Source organism: Mesorhizobium sp. CO1-1-11, from assembly GCF_020164995.1.
Classification (GTDB): Bacteria; Pseudomonadota; Alphaproteobacteria; order Rhizobiales; family Rhizobiaceae; genus Mesorhizobium; species Mesorhizobium australicum.
This window is the reverse complement of record NZ_JAIUHE010000004.1, coordinates 86,224-102,163: the sequence shown is the minus strand read 5'-3', so window position 1 is coordinate 102,163 and position 15,940 is coordinate 86,224. Positions and strand designations below refer to the sequence as shown.

Sequence of the window (15,940 nt, the reverse complement as noted above, 5' to 3'; positions counted from 1 at the left end):
TCGTTCACCGCAACAAAATAGCGCGCAGTTGCCGGCGCGCCCTAAGAATCACTGATAGGAAACCAGCGTTGCACCATTTTCATGGCTGAAATCTGGCTTCACGCCAAGCATGGCCGCTGAACGCCTGATGATATTGCCGGCCATAACCCCAGCATTGTTGGCGGCGACGTCGGTCATCCCGGGCTTTTCCGGATGCGGGGCATCGGCGATCGTGAACACCAGATATTGCGGATCGTCCATCGGGAAGGCGGCGACGAAGGTGTTGAAATTCAACTCCTTCGAATAACGGCCGTTGATGACCTTCTCGGCCGTTCCGGTCTTGCCGCCCACGCGGTAGCCGGGAACGCGGGCGTTTCTGGCCGAACCCTTCTCGGCGTTGAGCGAATAGAGGTAGCGCATGCCCTCGACGGTCTTTTCGGTAACCACTTTCTTGGCCGCCGCCATCGCGTCCTCCTGGCTGCGGACCAGAAATGTCGGCTGCATCAGGAAGCCGCCATTGACCAGCGCCGCGCAGCCGACAGCCGCTTGCAGCGGCGTCGTCGACACGCCATGGCCGAAGGCAATGGTGAACGAATTGACCTGCTTCCAGACTTTCGGCTCGGTCGGGCGGGCGACTTCGGGCAGTTCGGTCTGCATCTTCTCCAGAATGCCGAGGCGGTGCAGGAATTCGCGGTGCGCCTCGATGCCGACCAACTCTGCCTCCCTGGCCGATCCGATGTTGGACGAATAGAGGAACACCTCCGGCAACGACAGCACGCGGTTCTTGCCGTGGAAATCGTGAATGGCCTGGTGGCCGACGCGGATTGGATGCGAAGCGTCGAAGCGGCTCGACATCGTCGCCTTGCCGGAATCGAGCGCCATGGCCGAGGTGAAGCTTTTGAACGTCGAGCCCATTTCATAGAGCCCCGCCGACATCCGGTTGAGCCGGTCCTTGTCCTGCGCATTGTAGGGATTGTTCGGATCGAAATCCGGCACCGAGGCCATGGCCACCACTTCGCCGGTCTTGACGTTGAGCACGACCGCGCCAGCGCCCATGGCGCGATAGCGCTCCAGGCCGGCGGCAATCTCGTCGCGCACCACATGCTGGACGCGCAGGTCGATCGAAAGCTTCACCGGCCTGAGATCCTTCGCCACCGCCAGGCCCGACGCCTGCAGGTCGCTCAGGCCCTGCTCATCGATATATTTCTCCATGCCGGAAATGCCCTGGTTGTCGATGTTGGTCAGACCGACAACGTAGGACGAGGTTTCGCCGCTTGGATAGAAACGGCGCTTTTCGGTGCGGAAGCCAAAACCGGGAATGCCGAGCTGCATGATGTCGGCCTGCTGCTTGGGCGTCAGCTGCCGCTGCAGCCAGACGAAGCCGGCGCCGCTCTTCAGCTTGTGATAGGTCTGCTCGTAGTCGATTTCGGGCAGCACCGTCGACAGCTTCTCGATCGCCTCGTCGGCATCGACGATGCGGCGCGGCTCGGCGAACAGCGACGCCGTCTTGATGTCGGTGGCCAGCACTTCGCCGTTGCGGTCGACAATGTCGGGCCGCGAGGCGGTCACCCGGCTCTGCGGCCCGCCCGACAGGTCGGGTGTCTGGAAACCGAGATAGACCAGCCGCCCGGATATGGTCGAGAAGATGCCGAAGAACACCGCCATCGTCATCACGATGCGCGCCTTGCCCTTGCCACCTGTTGCCTTGCGGGCGCCTTCGACCACGATCGATCCGTCCTCGCCCGTCCTGGCGCGGCTTACCGACGCGAAGCGCTTCAGCAGTTTGCCGATCATTGGGCGATGTCTCCGGTCACGACGGGATCCTTGTCGCCTGAAGGCGCCTTATCGGAATTGTCGGCCATGGCGCCCTCGCGCCCGTTCAGGATGTCCTGGATATCGAGGGCCTTGGCCGGCAGGTCGCCCAGGCCCACGATCTGGCGAGCACTGACCGGCTCCAGCGCGAGCTGCGATTTATAGAGTTCGGCCAGCTTCTGCAGGCGCGACGGCTGGGTGAGCAGGCTCCAGTCGGCCTTGAGCAGGTCGATCGTGTCCTCCTCGTAACGGATCTCGGCATGGATCTTCTGCACGGCCGCCAACTGGTCCTCGGCCTCGCGCTTGGCCTTGTAGGTCAGGGCCGCCGCCGAAACCATGACGGCGATCAGGACAATGTCGCTGGTACGAAACACGTGCTTACCTCTCCCCCGGCCGGTCGATGCCGGGAAGCTTTGGAAGGCCGAAAATCGAAAAATCGTCGCCGCGCGCCGGAGCCTCGGTGCGGATCGCGGCACGCAACCTGGCCGAGCGGGCGCGCGGGTTGGCTGCAATCTCGGCGTCGCCTGCGGTCACGCCGCCACCAGCCTTGCGGAATGTCGCGGTGCGCGCCTGCGCCTCCGGCATGTGGCGCGAGCCGGTCATGGCGTCGGCGCGGTCGGCGATGAAGCGCTTGACGATGCGGTCTTCCAGCGAATGGAACGTCACCACGGCGAGCCGTCCACCGGGCTTCAGCGCGCGTTCGGCCGCGAACAGCGCCCTGGCCAGTTCGCCGAGCTCGTCATTGACGAAGATGCGCAGCGCCTGGAAGACGCGGGTCGCCGGATGGATCTTGTCCTTCGGCGCGCGTCCAATATGGGTTTCGATCGCATCGGCGAGTTCGAGCGTGCGCTCGAATGGGCGTTTTTCCCGGCGCGCCTCGATCATGCGGGCGATGCGGCCGGCGTGACGCTCTTCGCCGAGGAAGCCGAAGATGCGGGCAAGGTCGCCCGGCTTGAAACTGTTGACGACATCGGCAGCACTCAGGCCCGCCTGCGCCATGCGCATGTCGAGCGGTCCGTCGTTGCGGAAGGAAAAGCCGCGCTCGGCCTGGTCGAGCTGCATGGAGGAAACGCCGATGTCGAGCACGACGCCATCGACGCTTTCGACGTGCTCGTCGAGCGTCGAGAACGGCGCCTGCACCAGCTTCAGCCGGCCGCCGGATTGCGCCTCGAGGTCGCGGCCGGCCGCGATGGCATCCGGATCGCGGTCGATGGCAATCACGGACGCGCCTGCCGCCAGGATGGCCTTGGTGTAGCCGCCGGCGCCGAACGTGCCGTCGATGACGATGTCGCCCTCCGCCGGCGCCAGCGCTTCCAGCACTTCGCCAAGGAGGACCGGAATGTGGCGGACCGATCCGCCGACGGCGTTGATATCATCGCCGTGGCCCACCGTCATTCCGGTCGCTCCCCAGCCTTGGCCTCGTGAGCCTTCGTCCCCCGCCGAAGCTGCAAAAGCCTGGCACGCGCCTGCGCGCCGTAGGTCGCAAGCCGTCCCGGCTCCCAGACCTGAAAGAAATTGCCGCGCCCGACAAAGGCCACCTCCGCGGAAATGCCGGTATGTTCGCGGATGAAATCGGTCATGGTGATGCGGCCGTCCTGGTCGAGTTTCAGGAACGCTCCGTCGCCATGGCAGAAGAACGACATGTCGTCCGCAGCCTGCAGGAACGGGTCTTCCCGCGCGATGCGTTGCTCGTAGCGATCGAGCAGATCGAGCCCGCCGACATCCATCGCCGGCAGGTCCAGGCACCGCAGCGCATAGAGTTCCGAATAGCCGCGCTTCTGCACCACGGCACGGAAATGCGCCGGAACGGACACCCGTCCCTTCGCATCGATCCTGCTCACCGTGTTCGACAGAAACCGGTCCATCACACGTTGCAGCCGCCTGCGCGGCCGCACCCCTCTTCATCGTGTCGCACGCGCCACCGCAGCGCTGCGTCTGCCCCGCACCAACCTCGTCCACACGGGCAAAAAGCGGCAAACGCGCAGCCGCCGCGGCTGCCCGATTGGCGTACGCTTTACCCTGACGCGGAACGAAGGCTTTGATGTCGAAATGGGATACCATGGGGCACTATGGGCGTCAACGGGAATAGGCTTCACAAACATGCGCATCACGGCGACGAGAAGGCTTTGACGGCACGTCTCGTCTTTATGGTCTATTAAGCCTAACGAACCGTTTAGAGCCTCGCTGGTCTAACTGGAGACGCCTTGCCGCGAGCCGCGGCCGGGCATAGCGTCTCCCCATATCACCGATCGCCAAGGGACTTGAAACTCGATGTCTGAAACTGCCAAATCGCGCGCCGCGGCCCTTCCCCATTTGCGTCGCAGCGGGTTTGCCATGGGCGATTCCATTCCCCTGCCACTGACCATGGCCGCCATCTTCCATGCACCGGGCGATGCCACCGGCTTCAACCAGTACGGCCGTTTCAGCAACCCGACCTGGGATGCCGTCGAACACATGTTGTCCCATTTGGAAGACGCGCCCTGCGTCGGCTTTCCCTCGGGAATGGCAGCGATCTCGGCGGCATTCTTTGCCGTGCTCAAGGCCGGCGACCATGTCCTGCTGCCTTCGGACGGTTATCACACCACCAGGGCGCTGGCTGATCGCTTCCTGCAACCGCTCGGTGTCTCCTACGATGTCCGGCCGACATCGACTTTCCTTGACGGCGGTTTTGCGGGCTATCGGCTGGCCTTCGTCGAAACGCCGGCCAATCCGGGGCTGGACATCTGCGATATCGCCGCTGTCGCCGAAGCCGTCCACAAGGCCGGCGCGCTGCTGGTGGTCGACAACACGACGATGACGCCCTTCGGCCAGCGCCCTCTCGATCACGGCGCCGATATCGTTGTCGCCGCCGACACCAAGGCACCCAATGGCCATTCCGACGTGCTGTTCGGACATGTTGCCAGCCGCAATGCGGATATCATCGCCGCCGTGACCGGCTGGCGCGAAGTCTCGGGCAGCATCCCCGGGCCGTTCGAAGCCTGGCTGGTGCATCGCGGCCTGGAAACATTGGATGTGCGCTTCGACCGCATGTGTTCGTCGGCGGAAGTGATCGCGCGGCGCCTGCAAGGCCATCGGGCGATCAACGGCCTGCGCTATCCCGGCCTGGAAGGCGATCCCTCGCACAATCTTGCCCGCGCCCAGATGGAGCGCTTCGGCTTCCTCATCTCCTTCGAACTCGCTTCCGAGCAGAAAGCCGAGGATTTCATCAACAATTGCGACCTGATGCAGGCCGCAACCTCCTTCGGCGGCGTCCACACCTCGGCCGAGCGGCGCTTGAAGCGAGGCGACGCGGTTCCGGCCGGCTTCGTTCGCCTGTCGGTCGGTTGTGAGCCGGTGGAAGAACTCTGGAAGGCGATCGAGGCCTCGCTGGACAGGATCAGCGACTGACAAATCGACCACGAGCGGGTCAGCGTTTGATGGGATCGCCGAACCGCCCTAACTCCTTGTTTTACGCAATTACGCGATTCCGCAAGGGAAAGCGCTAGCGCTTCTCCTGGATTGCTTAGGAGCCGAGGTCATTGGCTTCGATGTTGCGCCGACCATGCAGCACGCGAAGAACTTCGATCGCATCACCGCCGACCCGGTACAAGGTGAGATATTCGCCGACAATCAGATGGCGGATACCCGGCGCAATGTCGTCGCGTGGCGCACCTGAGAAGGGATTAAGTCGACAATTGCTGCCATCTTGCCGCTAAACGATCAAGCAACCGGTCCGCTGCTGCCTCGTTGTTGCCCGCAATATGAAGCCAGATCGCAACCAAATCCTCTTCCGCACGAGCGCTGCGGTCGATTGGCAGCAACTTCATGCCGCGTCGTCAGATCGCAGACGCCTGCGGGCCTCCGCCTTGATTTCGTCCATCGAGGCAAACCGACCAGGCCCGCTGTCGATCCCCTCCTGCACCAGCTTGCGCAGTTCCTCAACCGTGTAGCCCATCAGGTCGCGGCGGTCCTTCCATTGCCTCAACGCATCGCGGATCACCTCGCTCGCCGAAGCGTATTCTCCAGCCGCGACCACATCGTCGACGGCCTGAGCCAACTCCGGCGAAAGCGTGATGCTGCGTTTGTCGACCTGACCCACGATAGGCTCCTGATGATGAGCCGTGATGGTACGATTTAATCGCACCAATTTCAAGAAAAGTCGGCGGATATCTCTGTCTTGCGGCGGGGCAAATGAGCGCCATGCGTTGAATCAGAAGCTGCGCCCATGGGCGTAACCTTCTGGCACCAAAGGCTTTATCCCAGATGTCGTGGAGAGGAACTGCCAGCTGGCCTGTAAGCCGGGTTTTGTATGGCCCTCGCCCCTTGCGAGGCGAGAACGTGGCGGCCATTCATCTTGGGCGCATGTTGCCATGCGCCTCACGCAACCTACCCGGACGGTGGGCCGGAAACAGCCCTCGAGGGTTCCCCCTCGCACCGCCCCTATTCGGTCTTGCTCCCGGTGGGGTTTACCGTGCCGCTCCTGTTGCCAGTCGCGCGGTGGGCTCTTACCCCACCCTTTCACCCTTACCCCGACAAAGTCGTGGCGGTTTGCTTTCTGTGGCACTTTCCCTGGGGTCGCCCCCGCCGGCCATTAACCGGCACCGTGTTTCCATGGAGCCCGGACTTTCCTCACCCGCGGCCTTTCGGCGTTTGCGGGTGCGGCCGCCCGGCCAGCTGGCAGGGCGTATAAAGGGGTTCACACCGCAAAACGCAACCGAAAAAGCCGTCGTGCCCGGTTCTTGTCAAGCCGGTGCGCCGACAGCCGCCAACTGGACCTTGACCTTGCTGCAATAGGCCGCCGAAACCGGGTTCATGCGGGTGGCGCCATGGCCGGCATTGTATTTCAGGATGGTGCCGCAGGTCGTGCCGCCGCCGAGGTCGCGCGCCATGGCGAGGTACTTCATGCCGTATTTGATGTTGGTGTCGGGATCGAACAGGCCCTTGGCCGACCCGCTGTAACCCATCATGCGCGCGGTTGCCGGCTTGATCTGCATCAGTCCGATCTCGCCGGCGCCGCCGACCATATTCGGCCGGTAGTTGCTTTCGATCTTGATCACGGCCTGGGCCAGCGACACCGGAACCCCGTAGGTCGCCGCGTAGCGGCCGACAATCGCGGAATACTGGCCACCGCTCGTCACCGCCGCGGTCGCCGCAGCGAGGTTGCCGAGACCGATCGATGCTGTCGTCGTCATGTCCACGGTTTTGCGGCCGCGCTTTGTCTGCCTCTTGGCGGAGGATTTCCCTGCCCCGGTCTTACTTGCCTTGGTCCCACTTGCCTTGGCCCAGCTTGCCTTTTCCACTTTCGCGGAAACCTGCTTCGTCGTCTTGTTGCTTTTGGCCGAAATGGCCTTGCCTTTGGCGGATGCCGCGACGAGGCCCTGGTCGGCCCGTGGACTTAACGGCGCGGCGTCGGCCGCACTGAAGGCAAAACTCATTACCCCGGCAGCAAGAGCTGCCGTTAAAACGGTCAATTTCTGCATGTGATCCTGTTCTGTTGGGGCCACGCGAAGATCTTCGCGTGGCATCGCTTGATCAATATCGGAACACCCGGGGGGATGGACGTCCGACAAACTGTACGAAACGCCCTTTGAAGTCCGATTTGGCGCCAATGAAGGCGAGGCAAGTCACTTTCAGTGACAGTTTGTAACTTTATGACCAGCGAGGATTACTTGGACCCGCTCTTGACCTGAGGTCAATTCCTCGCGGAAGCAAGCAGTTTCTGCAGCGTGCGCATCGTCGAGCCGTCGGCGATTCCGTCGATCCGGCGCGGTCGAAAATGCCGTTGAAAGGCCTCAACGACAATTCGTGTCCGGTCGTCGAAAATGCCCGATATCTCGACGCCATAGCCATAAAGCGACAGCATCGACTGCAGCGTCTCCACATCGGCACCGCGGTCACCGGACTTCAGCGCGGCTCCGCGCCTGACGGGAGCGGCCGGCACGAGATGACCGACACCGGCCTTAAACAGCGCGGCCCATGGGAACTTCTCGCCGGGATCGATCTTGCGCCCCGGCGCCACGTCGGAGTGCGCCAACACCCGCTGGGGGGTGATCGCGTGCCGCGTGACAATCCCCTTGCACAGCTCGATGACCGCCGTGATCTGACGTTTCGGAAAGCCGGGATAGCCCAGTGAATGGCCGGGATTGACGATTTCGATGCCGATCGAGCAGGAATTGATGTCGGTGCGTCCGAACCAGGAACTCTGGCCGGCGTGCCACGCGCGATCGCTTTCCCGCACCATCTGCACGACGTGACCATTCTCATGGACGAGATAATGCGACGAGACTTCACTCGCCGGATCGCACAGCCAGGCTTCGGCCGCGGCCCCGGTAGCCATGCCCGTGTAGTGCAGCACAATCATGTCGGGCTTCTGCGCGTCGCGCCTTGGCCCGAAATTCGGCGATACCCTGACCTCGGCGCTTGGCTCGTCGGGCAGGAAGCCGCTCATGCGTGCCGCAGACCCCGCTCGATCATCTCGTAGGCGGCGTTGATCGCCGCGACCCTGGTCGTCGCGATCTTGATGAATTCCTGCGGCAGCCCGCGCGCGATCAGCCGATCCGGGTGGTTGTCCGACACCAGCTTGCGATAGCGTTTCCTGACCTCCTCGAACGGCTTGCCCCGCTCGATGCCGAGGACGACATAGGGGTCGCCGGTACCAAGATTGACGTGCCGCGCCATGATTGATTCGTAATGCGTCTCGTCAATACGGAAGATCTCGGCGATACGGTGCAGGAAGATGCCTTCGCGCTCATGCACCAGCCCATCGGCCTTGGCGATGTGGAACAGGCCGTCGAGTATGTCTTCCAGCATCACGCAATTGGAGTGCCCGGAGCCGCAGAGCTGCGCCATGCGCTCGGCGTAGGTTTCGAAACCGGCCACATCCCGCTGGGCCAGATCGAACAGCCGCGCGACGTTGCGCGTCTCCTTCGGCGGCACTTCGAAGATTTCCTGGAAGGCGCGCACCTCATCCTGGGTGACGATACCGTCGGCCTTGGCCATCTTGGCCGACAGCGCGATCATCGCCACCGAGAAGGCGACGCGGCGGCGCAGGTCGGCATCGCCGGAGAAAACCGTGCGCACAGCTTCGACCACGTCGGCGACGCCTGACGTGGTCGAAGACGAAACGCGCGTGATGAAGTCGCCGAGGCGGTCCCAAATCGACATGGCCAGCTTCATAGAGCCAACCGGTCCCCGCTATCAAGCCAATAACGGCCACTCTCTGTCGGGTCCGTGACCTCCGACGGTCGACGGTCCCGAGCCCAGTCTCCACGAGAAAAGGCCGGCATGAAGCCGGCCTTCCTCCCAAGACACCTACTGCTTACAAACTACTGCGCGGGCGCAGGAGCGGGCGTTGCCGGAGCCGGCTCGGCAGGCTTGGTCGAATTATCGGCCGGGGCCGCAGGCTTCATCGGCTGCTCGGCAGCCGGCGGATTGGTGCTCTGCGTGGTGGTGTTGTCAGTGCCTGTGCCACTGTCGCTGCAGGCGGCAACGCCCAGCAGGGCCAGGGCGGACACCGAAGCAAGAATGAGCTTTTTCATTACGTCTCTCCTTCAACACACGTTCACGTTGCGGTGAACGGTCGAAGGAGAAATGCCCCGGACGGCCATGGGTTTCATAACGTTGCGTTTCCGCCTGTAACATCAATGGCATGCAGGCGACATTGCTGCCGGCGCTTGGGCGCTTTAACAACGATAACGAAAACGAATACCGGAGACAGCCGCATGACCGCGAAATGGGATTTCTGGATCGATCGCGGCGGCACCTTCACCGATATTATCGGCCGTGACCCGCAAGGCGGGCTGCATCCGCGCAAATTGCTGTCGGAGGATCCTGAGGCCTATGCCGATGCGGCCATTCAGGGCATCCGCGACCTGCTCGACCTTGAACCGGCCGCCGCGATCCCGTCCAGCCTGATCGGCGACATCAAGATGGGCACGACCGTGGCCACCAACGCCCTCCTGGAGCGCAAGGGCGACCGCGTGTTGTTGCTCATCACCAAGGGGTTTGGCGATGCGTTAGGGATTGCGTACCAGGCGCGACCGGACATCTTCGCCAAGGAGATCATCCTTCCCGAACAGCTCTATGAGCGCGTCATCGAGGTCGACGAGCGTGTGCTCGCCGACGGCCGCGTCGAACGGTTGCTCGACATATCAGCCTGCCGGCCGGCCATAGAACAAGCGAAAGCCGATGGCATCGATGCGGTGGCGATCGTCTTCATGCATGCCTGGAAATATCCCGATCACGAGAAGGCGGTGGCCAAGGTCTGCCGCAAGCTTGGTTTCGGACAGGTCTCGGTCAGCCACGAGGTCTCGCCGCTGATCAAGCTGGTCGGCCGCGGCGACACCGCGGTGGTCGACGCCTATCTGTCGCCGATCCTGTCGCGCTATGTGCAAAGGGTGGCGGGAGAACTGGGGGTGGCGGGAGAACCGGGTGCGGCGGGAAAAAACAACGAATCCCCTCGCCTGATGTTCATGATGTCTTCTGGCGGGCTCACCGCCGCCGACATGTTCCAGGGCAAGGACGCATTGCTGTCGGGCCCGGCCGGCGGCGTGGTCGGCATGGTCGAGACGGCGAAGCTCGCCGGTTTCGACAAGGTCATCGGCTTCGACATGGGCGGCACGTCCACCGACGTCGCCCACTATGACGGCGAGTATGAACGGGCCTTCGACACCGAAGTCGCCGGTGTGCGCGTCCGCGCGCCGATGATGCGCATCCACACGGTCGCCGCCGGCGGCGGCTCGATCCTGCACTACGAGGCCGGCCGTTTCCGCGTCGGACCGGACTCCGCGGGCGCCAATCCCGGCCCCGCCGCCTACCGGCGCCGCGGGCCGCTGGCCGTCACAGATGCCAATGTGATGCTCGGCAAGCTGCAGCCCGACTTCTTCCCGTCGATCTTCGGTTCCGGCCAGGACGCGCCGCTCGACGCGCAAACCGTACTTGCGAAATTCGCGGCACTTGCCACCGAGATCGGCGATGGCCGGCCGCCCGAATCGGTCGCTGAGGGCTTCGTCACCATCGCGGTCGAGAACATGGCCAATGCGATCAAGAAGATTTCCGTACAGCGCGGCTACGACGTCACCGAATACCTCCTGAACTGCTTCGGCGGCGCCGGCGGACAGCACGCGTGCCTGGTCGCGGACGCGCTTGGCATGGAGGCCGTGCTGATCCATCCCTTCTCCGGCCTGCTTTCGGCCTATGGCATCGGCTTGGCCTCCGTGTTCGCCTCGCGCCAGCAGGCGCTGCTCAAGCCGCTCGCCGAAGAGTCCAGAACGGAGATTGGCGGCCTCATCGCCACCTTGAAAAAGGCCGTGATCGCGGAACTGGCGGCGCAAGGCATCGCCAAGGACGCGGTTGCCACCAGGCCGGTGCTGCACATTCGCTATGACGGCACCGACACGACCCTCCCGGTGAATTTTGAGAACGATTCGATCTTCCAGGCAAAGCGCGATTTCGAAATCGCCCACAAAGCGCAATTCGGTTTCGTCTATGACGACAAGCCGATGGTGGTCGAGACCGTCGGCGTCGAGGGCACCGAAACCGGCCAGACCAGCGCCGAGGCCCATGCGCCTGCCGGACCGGCAAGGGTCCATCCAGCCGCTTCCGAGACCCGGCTAATCTACACGGAAGGCCAGTGGCATGAAGCTGGCGTCTACCGTCGCGAGACCCTCGGACCGTCCAATCTGGTCGCCGGCCCCGCCTTGATCATCGAGCCAAACCAGACCATCGTCGTCGAGCCGGGCTGGCGGGCCGAAATCACCAACCTCAATCACGTCGTTATACGCCGCACGGAAAAGAAAGCGCGCGCCGCTGCCCTGGGCACGCAAGCCGATCCGGTGATGCTCGAAGTCTTCAACAATCTCTTCATGTCGATCGCCGAGCAAATGGGCGTGACGCTGCAGAACACCGCCTATTCCGTCAACATCAAGGAAAGGCTGGATTTTTCCTGCGCCGTATTCGACCACACCGGGGCGCTGGTCGCCAATGCGCCGCACATGCCGGTGCATCTCGGCTCCATGGACCGTTCGGTCGAAACCATCATCCGGCTCAACTCCGGCGACATCCATCCCGGCGACGTCTTTGCCTTGAATGCCCCCTATAATGGCGGCACGCATCTGCCCGACATCACCGTGGTGACGCCGGTGTTCGACGACATCAGGAAAAACATCCTCTTCTGGGCGGCCTCGCGCGGCCACCATGCCGACATTGGCGGCACCGCCCCGGGCTCGATGACGCCGCTCGCCACCACGGTCGACGAGGAAGGCGTTCTGTTCGACAATTTCCGCATCGTCGACCGCGGAAAATTCCGCGAGACGGAGTTGCATACGCTGCTCACCGATCATCGCTACCCCGCACGCAACCCGCACCAGAACATCGCCGATCTCAAGGCACAGATTGCCGCCAACGAGAAGGGTGTCGCCGAACTGCGCAAGATGGTCTCCCATTTCGGACTTGATGTCGTCGAGGCCTATATGGGCCATGTCCAGGACAATGCCGCCGAGAGCGTGCGCCGGGTGCTGGAGCGGCTGCCGGACACGTCGGAATATGAATATCCGACCGATACCGGCCAGGTCATCAAGGTGAAGATCACGGTCGATCGCCAAAAGCGCGAGGCGACCGTCGACTTCACCGGCACGTCGCCTGTCATGAAGAACAATTTCAACGCCCCTGAGCCGGTGGCGCGCGCGGCCGTGCTCTACGCCTTCCGCGTCATGGTCGAGGACATGATCCCGATGAATGCCGGCTGCCTCAGGCCGATCAACATCGTCATTCCCGACGGCTGCATGCTGAAGCCCGCCTATCCTGCCGCCGTCGTCGCCGGCAATGTCGAGACCTCGCAGCACGTAACCAATGCGCTGTTCGGCGCCATGGGCGCGATGGCCAATGCGCAGGGCACGATGAACAACCTGACTTTCGGCAACAAGAAGTACCAATATTACGAGACCATCTGTTCCGGCTCGCCGGCCGGCCATATGAACTCCGGCCGCGGCTTTGCCGGCACCTCCGGCGTGCACACCCATATGACCAATTCGCGCCTAACCGATCCGGAGGTGCTTGAACTGCGCTTTCCCGTGGTGCTGGAGGATTTTCACGTCCGCGAAGGCTCGGGCGGCAAGGGCAAATGGAACGCCGGCGACGGCACCAAACGCACCATCCGCTTCCTCGAGAAAATGGAATGCGCGATCCTGTCCTCGCACCGCAACCGCCCGCCACGGGGGCTGGATGGCGGCGGCGACGGCGAAGTCGGCTCGACCAAGGTCCGCCGCAACGACGGCACGGTCGAGGTGCTGAAGGCCTGCGACCAGACCGTGCTCGACGCTGGCGAGGCGGTGATCGTGACGACGCCGACGCCGGGCGGGTTTGGCAAGCTGTAAGGGAGACGTCAACAGGCTGTCACCGGCCTGTCATGACCCTGGGTTACCCGCTTGCGGCAAAGCAAATGGGGAATCACTTTGCCATGACGGACGTCTCCTCGGACCTGGTTTTTCGCCGCGGCAAGGAAGTTGGAAAAGCGGTCTACCAGAACCGCGCGCTTTCGAAAGCCGGCATTTCCGAGCGGCTGTTCGCCTTCCTGTTTTCCGGCCTTGTCTATCCGCAGATCTGGGAAGACCCTGACGTCGACATGGACGCGATGCAACTTGGCCAGGGTCATCGCGTCGTCACCATCGCTTCCGGCGGCTGCAACATCCTGGCCTACCTTACCCGTTCGCCGGCACGGATCGACGCTGTCGACCTCAACGCCGCTCACATCGCGCTGAACCGCATGAAGCTTGAGGCAGTCCGCCATCTGCCTTCGCAGGGCGACCTGTTCCGCTTCTTCGGCGCCGCCGACACCAGCCACAATTCGGAAGCCTACGACCGTTTCATCGCGCCGCATCTCGACCCGGTCAGCCGCCACTATTGGGAACACCGCAACTGGCGCGGCCGCCGGCGTATTGGTGTCTTCGACCGCAATTTCTACCAGACCGGCCTGCTCGGCCTGTTCATCGCCATGGGCCACCGCACGGCGAAATTGTTCGGCGTCAACCCGGCCCGCATGATGGAAGCCAGGAATATCGGCGAACAGCGCCGCTTCTTCAACGAGGAGCTGGCGCCGGTCTTCGACAGGAAGCTGCTGAAATGGGCGACCTCGCGAAAAGCCTCGCTGTTCGGTCTCGGCATTCCGCCGGCGCAGTATGATTCGCTGATCACCTCCGGCGACGGCACCATGGCCAGCGTGCTTAAGGCCCGCTTGGAGAAGCTTGCCTGCGACTTCCCCTTGGAAAACAATTACTTCGCCTGGCAGGCCTTTGCTCGCCGCTACCCGGAACCAGGCGAGGCCGCCCTGCCCGCCTATCTGGAAAAGAACAATTACGAGACCATCCGCGGCAATGTCGACCGCGTCGCCATCCATCACGCCAACCTGATCGAATTCCTCGCCGGCAAGGATGCCGGCGCCGTCGACCGCTTCATCCTGCTCGACGCGCAGGACTGGATGACCGATGACCAGCTCAATGCACTGTGGTCGGAAATCACCCGCTCCGCCTCCACTGGGGCGCGCGTCATTTTCCGCACCGCTGCCGAGCCCAGCCTGCTGCCGGGCCGCGTTTCCACCTCGCTTCTCGACCAGTGGGATTACCAGAACGAGGCCTCGCGCGAATTCTCGGCCCGCGACCGCTCGGCCATCTATGGCGGCTTCCACCTCTATGTGAAGCGCGCCGCATGAGCACGACGGAGCTGCCGGCCAGCCACGCCGAACTGATGGACGGCGTCTACCGCTGGCAGCGCCACATCTACGACCTGACCCGCAAATACTACCTTCTCGGCCGCGACAAGCTGATATCGGGACTGAACGTGCCATCGGGCGGCACCGTACTTGAACTCGGCTGCGGCACCGGCCGCAACATCATCCTCGCCGCCCGCGCCTATCCAGACGCGCGCTTCTTCGGCCTCGATATTTCGGCCGAAATGCTGGAGACGGCAGGCGCTGCGGTTGCCCGCGAAGGCCTCTCTGATCGCGTCATGCTGGCAAGGGGCGATGCCACGGATTTCAACGCGAAGGCGCTGTTTGGCCAAGGCAGCTTCGACCGCGTCTTCGTATCCTATTCGCTGTCGATGATCCCGGGCTGGGAGAAGACGGTATCGGCAGCACTTGCCGCGCTGGCCCCGATGGGCTCGCTGCACGTCGTCGATTTCGGCCAGCAGGAAGGTCTGCCAGGCTGGTTCCGCACCTTGCTGCGCGGCTGGCTGAAAAAATTCCACGTCACGCCGCGTGAATCCCTGCGCGACGTTCTGGAATCGGAAGCCGAGCGAACCGGCGCAACCTTCCGTTTCCGCACGCTTTATCACGGTTATTCCTGGCTGGCTGTGATCAAGCTCGGCATCTGACATCGCAGACAAAACAGCCGTAAAACCCGGCGCGCTTTCGCCATCGGCGGCCCAACGCTCCAATTCCAAGGTCAATCCGGTGAACGCGATCAGCAGGGTTCGCCCTTCGCGATTGCAGAATGACCCAAAGGGTGGTACATTATCTCCATGCTGGAGATAGAAAGTGATCGTCGGGTTTCGGGACGGATGGCTGCGAGCCTTTTTCGTGGAAGACATCCATTCCCGCAACATTCCGTCCGATCTTGAAGGCCGGTTGTTCCGCAAGCTCCAGATGATCGATGACGCGACGACCGATCAGGATTTGCGCGTACCGCCGAGCAATCATTTCGAAAAGTTGCGTGGTAGTCTCGATGGCTTCCACTCAATCCGCGTCAACAACCAATGGCGGCTGATCTTTCGGTGGAATGGCGGCCGTGGTGAAGCGTCGGATGTCCATCTCGACGATCATAGCTACAGATGAGACGACACATGTTGATGACCACACGCAAGCCGGCAACGGTGGGTGAAATCCTCACGGAAGAATTTATGCAACCACTTGGCCTGACACAGGCTGCTTTGGCGGAAGCGATGGGGGTTCAGCGCAAGCATGTCAACGAATTGTGCAACGACCGCCGCAACGTGACGGCCGCGACCGCGCTCATTCTGGCGCGGGTCTTTGGCAACAGCCCGGATTTCTGGCTCAACGTGCAGCGCCGCAGCGATCTTTGGCAGGTCATGAATTCACCCGAGGAGCGGGCGCGGATTGATCGCGCCAAGCCTTTGGCGACCGCGGCCTAGAAGAAACTCTACAGCAACCGACTGCCGC

17 protein-coding genes and 1 other RNA gene are annotated in these 15,940 nt (G+C 62.9%); 6 read left to right on the top strand and 12 right to left on the bottom strand.

Going from position 1 to position 15,940, the window contains the following annotated elements; genetic code table 11:
* Positions 1-48: 48 nt before the first annotated feature.
* From LB554_RS05745 to mraZ, 4 genes are read right to left on the bottom strand one after another with little or no spacing between them, the layout of a single operon-like run.
* Positions 49-1,773, bottom strand: a complete 1,725-nt coding sequence (locus LB554_RS05745) for a peptidoglycan D,D-transpeptidase FtsI family protein (protein WP_224583490.1) — start codon at positions 1,771-1,773, stop codon at positions 49-51.
* Complete coding sequence (locus LB554_RS05740; protein WP_224583488.1) at positions 1,770-2,165, bottom strand: hypothetical protein; 396 nt, start codon at positions 2,163-2,165, stop codon at positions 1,770-1,772. The genes LB554_RS05745 and LB554_RS05740 overlap by 4 nt, the downstream gene beginning before the upstream one ends.
* 4 nt (positions 2,166-2,169) lie before the next feature.
* Positions 2,170-3,186 carry a 16S rRNA (cytosine(1402)-N(4))-methyltransferase RsmH gene (gene rsmH / locus LB554_RS05735; protein ID WP_224583486.1) on the bottom strand — a complete coding sequence of 339 codons (1,017 nt, stop codon included), beginning with the start codon at positions 3,184-3,186 and terminating at the stop codon, positions 2,170-2,172.
* The gene (gene mraZ, locus LB554_RS05730) at positions 3,183-3,656 is read right to left on the bottom strand and encodes a division/cell wall cluster transcriptional repressor MraZ (RefSeq protein ID WP_224583484.1); all 474 of its coding nucleotides are present in this window, start codon (positions 3,654-3,656) and stop codon (positions 3,183-3,185) included. The genes rsmH and mraZ overlap by 4 nt, the downstream gene beginning before the upstream one ends.
* Positions 3,657-4,062: 406 nt before the next feature.
* Here mraZ and LB554_RS05725 point away from each other — a divergent pair, with 406 nt between their 5' ends.
* Positions 4,063-5,178 carry a cystathionine gamma-lyase gene (locus LB554_RS05725; protein WP_015317200.1) on the top strand — a complete coding sequence of 372 codons (1,116 nt, stop codon included), beginning with the start codon at positions 4,063-4,065 and terminating at the stop codon, positions 5,176-5,178.
* 115 nt (positions 5,179-5,293) lie between these two features.
* On the opposite strand, the gene LB554_RS29410 is transcribed toward LB554_RS05725, so the two are convergent.
* The 8 genes from LB554_RS29410 to LB554_RS05690 all read right to left on the bottom strand — a co-directional run bounded on the left by LB554_RS29410 (position 5,294) and on the right by LB554_RS05690 (position 9,308).
* Entirely contained in the window at positions 5,294-5,401 is a 108-nt protein-coding gene (locus tag LB554_RS29410) for a type II toxin-antitoxin system RelE/ParE family toxin (RefSeq protein ID WP_281405543.1), read from the bottom strand.
* A gap of 52 nt (positions 5,402-5,453) precedes the next feature.
* Entirely contained in the window at positions 5,454-5,597 is a 144-nt protein-coding gene (locus LB554_RS29405) for a type II toxin-antitoxin system RelE/ParE family toxin (RefSeq protein WP_263485734.1), read from the bottom strand.
* Positions 5,594-5,869, bottom strand: a complete 276-nt coding sequence (locus LB554_RS05715) for a type II toxin-antitoxin system ParD family antitoxin (protein ID WP_140615618.1) — start codon at positions 5,867-5,869, stop codon at positions 5,594-5,596. Before LB554_RS05715 ends, LB554_RS29405 begins: the two co-directional genes overlap by 4 nt.
* Before the next feature lie 179 nt (positions 5,870-6,048).
* An RNA gene (gene rnpB / locus LB554_RS05710) (RNase P RNA component class A) lies at positions 6,049-6,448 on the bottom strand.
* 64 nt (positions 6,449-6,512) lie between these two features.
* Positions 6,513-7,250, bottom strand: coding sequence for a lytic transglycosylase domain-containing protein (locus LB554_RS05705; protein ID WP_015317197.1), 738 nt, complete (start codon positions 7,248-7,250; stop codon positions 6,513-6,515).
* A 212-nt stretch (positions 7,251-7,462) separates the two neighbouring features.
* Entirely contained in the window at positions 7,463-8,218 is a 756-nt protein-coding gene (locus LB554_RS05700) for an N-acetylmuramoyl-L-alanine amidase (protein ID WP_140615614.1), read from the bottom strand.
* Positions 8,215-8,934, bottom strand: a complete 720-nt coding sequence (locus LB554_RS05695; protein WP_224583482.1) for a J domain-containing protein — start codon at positions 8,932-8,934, stop codon at positions 8,215-8,217. The genes LB554_RS05700 and LB554_RS05695 overlap by 4 nt, the downstream gene beginning before the upstream one ends.
* 161 nt (positions 8,935-9,095) lie before the next feature.
* Positions 9,096-9,308, bottom strand: coding sequence for a hypothetical protein (locus tag LB554_RS05690; RefSeq protein ID WP_015317194.1), 213 nt, complete (start codon positions 9,306-9,308; stop codon positions 9,096-9,098).
* Positions 9,309-9,491: 183 nt separating this feature from the next.
* Here LB554_RS05690 and LB554_RS05685 point away from each other — a divergent pair, with 183 nt between their 5' ends.
* From LB554_RS05685 to LB554_RS05665, 5 genes are all read left to right on the top strand, one after another.
* On the top strand, positions 9,492-13,142 hold the full coding sequence (locus LB554_RS05685; protein WP_224583480.1) for a hydantoinase B/oxoprolinase family protein: 3,651 nt from the start codon (positions 9,492-9,494) through the stop codon (positions 13,140-13,142).
* A gap of 32 nt (positions 13,143-13,174) precedes the next feature.
* Positions 13,175-14,473: a DUF3419 family protein gene (locus LB554_RS05680; RefSeq protein ID WP_224583478.1), complete on the top strand. Its 1,299-nt coding sequence runs from the start codon at positions 13,175-13,177 to the stop codon at positions 14,471-14,473.
* On the top strand, positions 14,470-15,135 hold the full coding sequence (locus LB554_RS05675) for a class I SAM-dependent methyltransferase (RefSeq protein WP_140873322.1): 666 nt from the start codon (positions 14,470-14,472) through the stop codon (positions 15,133-15,135). The genes LB554_RS05680 and LB554_RS05675 overlap by 4 nt, the downstream gene beginning before the upstream one ends.
* 163 nt (positions 15,136-15,298) lie before the next feature.
* Positions 15,299-15,595, top strand: a complete 297-nt coding sequence (locus LB554_RS05670) for a type II toxin-antitoxin system RelE/ParE family toxin (protein ID WP_140873320.1) — start codon at positions 15,299-15,301, stop codon at positions 15,593-15,595.
* 8 nt (positions 15,596-15,603) lie between these two features.
* Entirely contained in the window at positions 15,604-15,912 is a 309-nt protein-coding gene (locus tag LB554_RS05665) for a HigA family addiction module antitoxin (RefSeq protein ID WP_015317189.1), read from the top strand.
* Positions 15,913-15,940 lie beyond the last annotated feature (28 nt).

Coding starts and splice junctions, on each gene's coding strand:
- LB554_RS05745 (WP_224583490.1), bottom strand. CDS start 1,773: ATGATCGGCAAACTGCTGAAGCGCTTCGCGTCGGTAAGCCGCGCCAGG.
- rsmH (WP_224583486.1), bottom strand. CDS start 3,186: ATGACGGTGGGCCACGGCGATGATATCAACGCCGTCGGCGGATCGGTC.
- mraZ (WP_224583484.1), bottom strand. CDS start 3,656: ATGGACCGGTTTCTGTCGAACACGGTGAGCAGGATCGATGCGAAGGGA.
- LB554_RS05725 (WP_015317200.1), top strand. CDS start 4,063: ATGTCTGAAACTGCCAAATCGCGCGCCGCGGCCCTTCCCCATTTGCGT.
- LB554_RS29405 (WP_263485734.1), bottom strand. CDS start 5,597: ATGAAGTTGCTGCCAATCGACCGCAGCGCTCGTGCGGAAGAGGATTTG.
- LB554_RS05705 (WP_015317197.1), bottom strand. CDS start 7,250: ATGCAGAAATTGACCGTTTTAACGGCAGCTCTTGCTGCCGGGGTAATG.
- LB554_RS05700 (WP_140615614.1), bottom strand. CDS start 8,218: ATGAGCGGCTTCCTGCCCGACGAGCCAAGCGCCGAGGTCAGGGTATCG.
- LB554_RS05695 (WP_224583482.1), bottom strand. CDS start 8,934: ATGTCGATTTGGGACCGCCTCGGCGACTTCATCACGCGCGTTTCGTCT.
- LB554_RS05690 (WP_015317194.1), bottom strand. CDS start 9,308: ATGAAAAAGCTCATTCTTGCTTCGGTGTCCGCCCTGGCCCTGCTGGGC.
- LB554_RS05685 (WP_224583480.1), top strand. CDS start 9,492: ATGACCGCGAAATGGGATTTCTGGATCGATCGCGGCGGCACCTTCACC.
- LB554_RS05680 (WP_224583478.1), top strand. CDS start 13,175: ATGACCCTGGGTTACCCGCTTGCGGCAAAGCAAATGGGGAATCACTTT.
- LB554_RS05675 (WP_140873322.1), top strand. CDS start 14,470: ATGAGCACGACGGAGCTGCCGGCCAGCCACGCCGAACTGATGGACGGC.
- LB554_RS05665 (WP_015317189.1), top strand. CDS start 15,604: ATGTTGATGACCACACGCAAGCCGGCAACGGTGGGTGAAATCCTCACG.